General features: G+C 42.8%; 1 pseudogene. It reads left to right on the forward strand.

Going from position 1 to position 325, the window contains the following annotated elements:
- Window positions 1-29: 29 nt before the first annotated feature.
- Window positions 30-325 (forward strand): annotated as a pseudogene (locus CXF70_RS07425) (type I glyceraldehyde-3-phosphate dehydrogenase); the annotation flags it as partial.

The following is a 325-nucleotide window of genomic DNA, read 5'->3' on the forward strand; positions in this document are numbered from 1 at the left end:
CGGATATGAGGCGCGGACGGGCAGGAGCGATGAATGCAATTCCGACTTCTACTGGAGCAGCAAAAGCTGTCGGAAGAGTCATTCCTGAATTAAACGGAATTATTGACGGAACGGCAGTAAGAGTACCACTTTTAGGTGGGGCAATAGTGGAGTTTTATACAAACTTAGAAAGAAAAGTAACAATTGAAGAAGTGAATGAAGCCATGAAAGAAGCTACGAGTCCCTCGTTTGAATACTCTGAAAAACTAATTGTGTCCTCAGACGTTGTTGGAACTTCAGCCGGAGGTATTTTTGATGCCACATTAACTGATATCGTTGAAAATGG

This window comes from Planomicrobium sp. MB-3u-38, assembly GCF_002836425.1.
Classification (GTDB): Bacteria; Bacillota; Bacilli; order Bacillales_A; family Planococcaceae; genus Planococcus; species Planococcus okeanokoites.